General features: G+C 37.9%; 7 protein-coding genes. 2 read left to right on the top strand and 5 right to left on the bottom strand.

What is annotated here, in order from left to right:
* Nucleotides 1–125 precede the first annotated feature (125 nt).
* On the top strand, nucleotides 126–845 hold the full coding sequence (locus tag AC06OU_RS18705) for a glycerophosphodiester phosphodiesterase (RefSeq protein ID WP_475857718.1): 720 nt from the start codon (nucleotides 126–128) through the stop codon (nucleotides 843–845).
* Between the two features lie 157 nt (nucleotides 846–1,002).
* Here the strand turns inward: AC06OU_RS18705 and AC06OU_RS18710 are convergent, their stop codons facing one another.
* The 4 genes from AC06OU_RS18710 to AC06OU_RS18725 are packed head-to-tail and all read right to left on the bottom strand — an operon-like array spanning nucleotide 1,003 to nucleotide 4,794.
* Nucleotides 1,003–2,013, bottom strand: coding sequence for a FecCD family ABC transporter permease (locus AC06OU_RS18710; RefSeq protein ID WP_475857719.1), 1,011 nt, complete (start codon nucleotides 2,011–2,013; stop codon nucleotides 1,003–1,005).
* The gene (locus tag AC06OU_RS18715) at nucleotides 2,010–3,008 is read right to left on the bottom strand and encodes a FecCD family ABC transporter permease (protein ID WP_475857720.1); all 999 of its coding nucleotides are present in this window, start codon (nucleotides 3,006–3,008) and stop codon (nucleotides 2,010–2,012) included. The genes AC06OU_RS18710 and AC06OU_RS18715 overlap by 4 nt, the downstream gene beginning before the upstream one ends.
* Before the next feature lie 59 nt (nucleotides 3,009–3,067).
* A complete protein-coding gene (locus AC06OU_RS18720; RefSeq protein WP_475857721.1) occupies nucleotides 3,068–3,997 on the bottom strand; it encodes an iron-hydroxamate ABC transporter substrate-binding protein in 930 nt (309 codons plus the stop codon).
* Nucleotides 3,994–4,794 carry an ABC transporter ATP-binding protein gene (locus AC06OU_RS18725; protein WP_475857722.1) on the bottom strand — a complete coding sequence of 267 codons (801 nt, stop codon included), beginning with the start codon at nucleotides 4,792–4,794 and terminating at the stop codon, nucleotides 3,994–3,996. Before AC06OU_RS18725 ends, AC06OU_RS18720 begins: the two co-directional genes overlap by 4 nt.
* Nucleotides 4,795–4,914: 120 nt before the next feature.
* Here AC06OU_RS18725 and AC06OU_RS18730 point away from each other — a divergent pair, with 120 nt between their 5' ends.
* Nucleotides 4,915–5,952 carry an NAD(P)/FAD-dependent oxidoreductase gene (locus tag AC06OU_RS18730; protein WP_475857723.1) on the top strand — a complete coding sequence of 346 codons (1,038 nt, stop codon included), beginning with the start codon at nucleotides 4,915–4,917 and terminating at the stop codon, nucleotides 5,950–5,952.
* Between the two features lie 293 nt (nucleotides 5,953–6,245).
* Here AC06OU_RS18730 and AC06OU_RS18735 read toward each other — a convergent pair whose 3' ends face one another.
* Nucleotides 6,246–6,344: a DUF2804 family protein gene (locus AC06OU_RS18735; protein WP_475857724.1), complete on the bottom strand. Its 99-nt coding sequence runs from the start codon at nucleotides 6,342–6,344 to the stop codon at nucleotides 6,246–6,248.
* Nucleotides 6,345–6,346 lie beyond the last annotated feature (2 nt).

The raw sequence follows: 6,346 nt of genomic DNA on the forward strand, positions 1-6,346 counted from the left end.
GGCTATTTGTAGATATCATCGTGATAGTAGTCGGTATCACGATTTTTTTATGTTTTTAGAAAATTCATTTCCATTATATTCTACGTGAAGATATACTTAATGTATCTATATGAGGGGGGCATACCATGAAAATTTATGCACACAGGGGCTCGGCTGGAACTCATCCTGAAAACACGATCTCAGCATTTAAAGCAGCTGCGGCTTTACCTATATTTGGAGTAGAATTCGATGTTCATATGACAAAGGATGGGGAGCTTGTAGTAATTCATGATGAAAAAATTGATCGTACTTCTAATGGACAAGGCTTTGTGAAAGATATGACTCTTTCCCAGTTAGAAGCGTATGACTTTGGAGCTTGGTTTTCTCAAAAGTGTAGAGGAGAAAAAATACCAACCTTAAGAGAAGTATTATATGTGTTTAAAGATACTCATCACCATATTAATATTGAATTGAAATCAGATATATTCCCTTATGAAGGGATGGAGGACAAGGTAATTGAAATGCTCCAAGATTACCGATTAACTAACCGTGTCGTAGTTTCATCCTTTAATCACGAGGTAATTCAAAGTTTTAAAAGAAAGGCTCCAAATGTAGAAACTGCCATTTTATTTATGGAAGTAATGATTGCTCCTCACAAATATGCAGATTTAGTAGGAGCTGACGCGTTACACGCTTTCTTCCCAACGGTTATAAGAAAGATGGGTCATGACGCAGTAGCAAGCGGTAAAAAGGTGCGTGTTTTCACAGTAAATGATGAAGCTTACGTGGACATGTTAGAAGAGATTGGGATCGATGCCATTTTTACTGACTATCCGAAAAAAATGTATGAGTATTTAAATAAATGATAGTGTGCTGAAGTCTAAACACAATTAAATAGACTGGGATATAACTAGTCAATCAAATATAAAAATGTGAAATCAGCAACCTGATTTCACATTTTTATTTCTTTTATAGCTCCTATTTGTGCCCTAGAATGAGCTTGTCCTAAAGTATAGCACCTACTTATGATTTCTTAAGTAATAGATAGATAAAGTAAGGAGCACCAATAAGGGAAACTACAATACCAGTTGGGATACCGCTAGGCTCAAGTATATTTCGTCCAATCGTATCAGCTAACAGCAATAGCCATCCGCCTAATAGGATTGCAATTGGTAAAAATAGTTGATGTCTTGGACCTACTAGCGATTTCGCGATATGGGGAGCCATTAAACCAATAAATGCAATACCACCCGTAACACTAACTGCAGCTGCTGCTAAAGCTACTGCCACCATTAAGAAGGCTATACGTTCTTTCTCAATGGATACACCAACTCCAATTGCCACAGGCTCACTAAGTCCTAAGAGATTTAAGCGGTTAGCTCGATACATGGTAAATGGAACGAGTACGATTAGCCATGGTAGTAAGGCTAAAATAAAGGGCCAGTCTGCGCCCCAAATGTTTCCTGCTAACCAATTGGCTATAAAATCAACTTTTTTAGTATCAGCAGAAGAAATGAGAACAATCATTAAGCCTGAAAGCGCCATGGAAAAGCCCACACCTATTAATACTAAACGTACTGGCTGGAGTCCAACTTCGCGATTATAGGAAAAGATATAGATTAGAAATGCTGTAAGTAAAGCTCCTAAAAATGCCACAATAGGTAAAAGGTAAATAAATGAACCAGGATCTATAGGGAAAAATAAAAAAAACAAAGCAATTGCTACACCTGCTCCAGAATTGATACCAATTATCCCAGGGTCGGCTAAATCGTTTCGAGTAATCCCCTGGAGTATAGCTCCTGATAAAGCAAGAGCCATGCCTGCAAGTAAGGTAATAATAATTCGTGGGAGCCTGATAGAAAATAGTACAAACTCTTCCTTAAAGGAGCCATCTCCTAATATAGTTGGAATCAAGCGGTCAAAGGATAGAGAAGAATAGCCAATCCCCGCACTCACGAAAGCAGTCACTAAAATTAAAACTAGAAAGCTAACAAATAATATACGTTGTTTTTTTATAACTTTGGGATGAATCATTGAAATATTTTCCCTCCTTTTCGAACAATCAATAAAAAGAATGGTAGACCCATTATTGCAATGATTGCCGCTACAGGAGTTTCATATGGAATATTAATCGTTCGACCGATAGTGTCAGCTAAAAGCATTAATATAGCTCCTAAAATAGCGGACATAGGGATAATGAAACGATAGTCAGTGCCGACAATGGCCCGAACGATGTGTGGAACCATCAAACCAACAAAAGCCATGTTACCAACTAATGCTACGGATGCGCCGGTTAATAAGATAACTACTAAAAAAAGAATGGTCTTCACTAAAAAGATTCTTTGCCCTAATCCAACTGCTACCTCTTCATTCAAACTTAAAATAGTAAGCTGTCTAGAGAGTAAAAGTGAAACAATAACGCCTGCTATAACAAATGGAGCAATGACCTGTAGCTGACTCCACGATGTACCGATTAAACCACCGGAGGTCCACATAGACACATCCTTTGATATTTTAAAATATATACCGATTCCATCTGCAATGGCATATAAAAAGGCAGAGACGGCAGCTCCTGCAAGAACGATCCGCAAAGGAGAGAATCCGCCTTTTTTAGCAGCACCTATGCTGAAGACTAATATAGCCCCTAACGCAGAACCAACAAAGCAAGCAAAAGTAATACCTAAATAGTTGGTAGCCGGTAAGAAGGCAAGAGTTACTGCTAAGGCTGCATTTGCCCCAGAGGTTAGACCAAGCAGACCAGGATCGGCTAAAGGATTTCTGGTCATTCCTTGCATGATAGCTCCCGATATAGCCAAGGCTGAACCTACTATAATTGCAGCCACCTCACGAGGAAGACGTATTTCTCTAATAATATTTATTGAATCGTTGTTTTGGGATGTGAAAATTGCATTCCACACATCTACAATGCTAGTTTCAGCAGCTCCAAAAATGATAGCAAAGCCAAACATAATGATAAGCAGGAAGCAGCTTATTATAAATTTCATACTAAAATGCAGAGAAGAGTTCATATTTTAGTTCCTTTCTGACATGAAGAAGGAGGAATTCCAATATGAATCCCTCCAGTACACTATTTACTGTTTAAAAAATTTTCCTTAAAGAACGCTAGTTGATAATCTAAAGAAATTGGATCGTTAAAGTAGAATTCCTCTGCAACAGCTTCAAAAACTCGACCTTCTTTTACGGCAGGAATATTTTTGTATACATCCGTTTCTTGGAAGGAGTTATCCTGTGTCCCTGCTTTACTGAAAATAATGTAATCTCCTGCATATTCAGGCAGTACTTCAAGGGATAAAGCATAAAACCCATCTTTTAAAGCCATTTCCTTTACTTTTTCAGGCATTGCTAGCTTCATTTCCTGATAGATAATTTCTGTTCCTCTACCCCAGTTATCACCAAATACATATAATTGCTTGTCAAAATTCTCGATAACAGAGACAGTTGCATCTTCACCTATTTTGGTTTTAATTTCTTCACCTGCTGTTTGTGCACGTTTCTTAAAATCATCTATCCATTCCTGAGCTTCTTTTTCTTTATTTAATAGTTTTCCAATTTCTAAATGTTGAGTAAGGTAATCTACTTTTCCATACGTAAAGGTAACAGTTGGTGCAATTTCTTTTAATTTGTCTAAATTTTTAGCAGTGGAAAGTCCAATGATTAAATCCGGATCTAGCTCAATAATTTTTTCTAGGTTATCCTCTGAAACCTCTTCTACATCTGCGAAATACTTATCAAACTGAGGATTAGATTTCGACCAAGCATCAACCCCAACAAGGTTTACTCCAAGTGCGGCTACATTCCCCGCATAGGTAGATACTACAACTACTCGTTTCGGATCAGCAGGGACCTCAATCGGACCTTCCTCTGAATCATATGTAATAGTAGTAGATTCTTCTACACTATCTTTACCTGTACCATTTGTTTCAGTAGGTTCGTCATTATTACAAGCAGTAATTAATAAGATAAGTAAAAACAATATTGGTATAAGAAGCTTTTTCATTTTTTATATTCTCCCTTTAGTAGGTTATATGTAATGCACATTGGTTTTTCTGTCCTTGGATCCAAGCCTATTTCGGCATCGATTTGAAAAACATCTCTTAAAATTTCTTTTGTGATAACTTCCTTGCAATTACCAGCCTTGATAATATCGCCATCTTTGAGAGCGATAATATAATCTGCAAAGCGTGCAGCTTGGTTTAAATCATGTAAAACCATAACAATTGTTCTTTTTTCTTGAATATTTAATTTCTGTAAAAGCTCAAGTACTTCTAACTGGTGGGCCATATCGAGATAGGTGGTTGGTTCATCTAAAAAGATGATTTCCGTTTCCTGTGCAAGCGCCATAGCAATCCAGACTCTTTGACGCTGTCCTCCTGAAAGGGAATCTACTGGTAGATATTTAAAGCCAAGTGTTCCAGTCACTTCCATTGCCCAATCTATTACCTCATAATCTCTTTTGGTGAGACGTCCAAACCCGCTTTGGTAGGGGAAACGACCATAGGACACGAGTTCACCAACGGAAAGTCCACTTGCACTTTCCGGCGTTTGGGGGAGAATCGCCATCTTCTTAGCAAGCACTTTTGTGTTTTCTCTTGAAACTGTTTTCCCATCTAACAATATAGATCCAGATTGATGGGGAATAATCCTCGTAATTGCTTTTAGAAGGGTGGATTTGCCACAGCCATTAGGACCAATTATTGTTGTAATTTTTTGGTCAGGAATCTGTATAGATAGCTCCTTCACAATAAGTTTTTCTCCATAGCCTATAGACAAATCTTCCGTATAAAGGCGAACCATTTAAAAACCTCCAAACTAACAGTTGATAAAATAAATGAAAACGATTATCATTATCATAAAGAAATCATATGGAATTTTTGGGCAGAAGTCAACAATAAATTTCAAAGGGGATTACAGTATATGCGGGATATATTTGATGTAACGATAATTGGTGGTGGTCCAGCAGGCTTATATTCTGCTTTTTATAGTGGATTACGCGAAATGAATACAAAAATCATTGAATTTCAACCTCAACTAGGTGGTAAAATTCATGTCTATCCCGAAAAAATGATTTGGGATGTGGGGGGGCAGCCTCCAATCTCGGGTGAACGATTAATCCATCAGCTAGTAGAGCAGGGGTTAACATTTAATCCGGAAGTAGTATTAAACGAAAAGGTAGAAGCAATTAGTAAGGATAACAATGTCTTTTGTTTAACTACAGCTTCTGGAGAGATTCATTATTCCAAAACCATCATCCTAGCAATCGGGGGTGGAATCCTAAATCCTCTTAAACTAGATATACGTGGAGCAGATCGCTTTGAAGTTAGTAACCTAAACTATACGATTAAATCTATTCGTCGCTTTAAGGATAAAACCGTAATCATCTCAGGTGGAGGAAACTCTGCAATCGATTGGGCAAACGAACTGGAGCCAATTGCCAAAAAAGTATTTGTAACTTACCGCAAGGATGCGTTAAATGGACATGAAGCTCAAGTAACTCAACTGATGAATAGCTCAGTAACTTGCTTATTCAATACGTCTATCACTAAGCTAATCGCTTCTAATAACCGTGACATTATTGAACAGGTAGCCCTTTCAAACAATGAAACAGGAGAAATTACTTACCTTGAAGTGGATGAAGTTATTATCAATCATGGCTATGAAAGAGATGCAGAGTTGATTGAAAAAAGTACGGTAAATATAGCAGTGAAGGATGAATATTACGTAGCCGGCACCAGTAAAAGTGAGACGTCCGTTCCAGGTATTTACGCAGCTGGAGATATATTAGCTCATCCGGGAAAGCTACACCTAATCGCAGGTACCTTTCAAGATGCTGCAAATGCGGTCAACCAAGCAAAACAATTCATTGAACCAGATGCACATAGCTTTGCGATGGTATCCTCTCACAATGAAATGTTTAAAGAAAAGAACAAACAAATGCAAAAACAGCTTATTTAAGAAAACCCTATGTCTGTACAAGACAAGTGATGGTAGAGAGTGAACCTAAAAAGGTGAGAAATGCATCTAAAGGGGAGCAATTGACACCTAACCGGGGGGAATCGCACCTAAACCTAGAAAAGTGTCACGTAAATGGAATGAAAAGTGCACCTAAAAGGTGAAGAATGCCACCTAAAGAGGAGCAATTGCCACCTAACCAAGTGAATTTGCACCTAAACATAAAAAGTGTCTACCATAATTAGTAGAAGGCACACCATTCCACAAAAAAAGGCTTCCCTAACTGGGTAGCCTTTTTACCATTTAGCCTTGTGCTCTTCAATGCATCCTAACATCTGCTGGATAGTTAGAGTTGTTCCGTCTTCTAAATGAATCTTGCCATTATAATAGCCCATCA

The sequence above is a fragment of the Psychrobacillus sp. genome (assembly GCF_056205495.1).

Bases quoted from the DNA above. Each gene is read 5' to 3' on its own strand.
- AC06OU_RS18705 (WP_475857718.1), top strand. From the start codon at position 126: ATGAAAATTTATGCACACAGGGGCTCGGCTGGAACTCATCCTGAAAAC.
- AC06OU_RS18710 (WP_475857719.1), bottom strand. From the start codon at position 2,013: ATGATTCATCCCAAAGTTATAAAAAAACAACGTATATTATTTGTTAGC.
- AC06OU_RS18715 (WP_475857720.1), bottom strand. From the start codon at position 3,008: ATGAACTCTTCTCTGCATTTTAGTATGAAATTTATAATAAGCTGCTTC.
- AC06OU_RS18720 (WP_475857721.1), bottom strand. From the start codon at position 3,997: ATGAAAAAGCTTCTTATACCAATATTGTTTTTACTTATCTTATTAATT.
- AC06OU_RS18725 (WP_475857722.1), bottom strand. From the start codon at position 4,794: ATGGTTCGCCTTTATACGGAAGATTTGTCTATAGGCTATGGAGAAAAA.
- AC06OU_RS18730 (WP_475857723.1), top strand. From the start codon at position 4,915: ATGCGGGATATATTTGATGTAACGATAATTGGTGGTGGTCCAGCAGGC.
- AC06OU_RS18735 (WP_475857724.1), bottom strand. From the start codon at position 6,344: ATGGGCTATTATAATGGCAAGATTCATTTAGAAGACGGAACAACTCTA.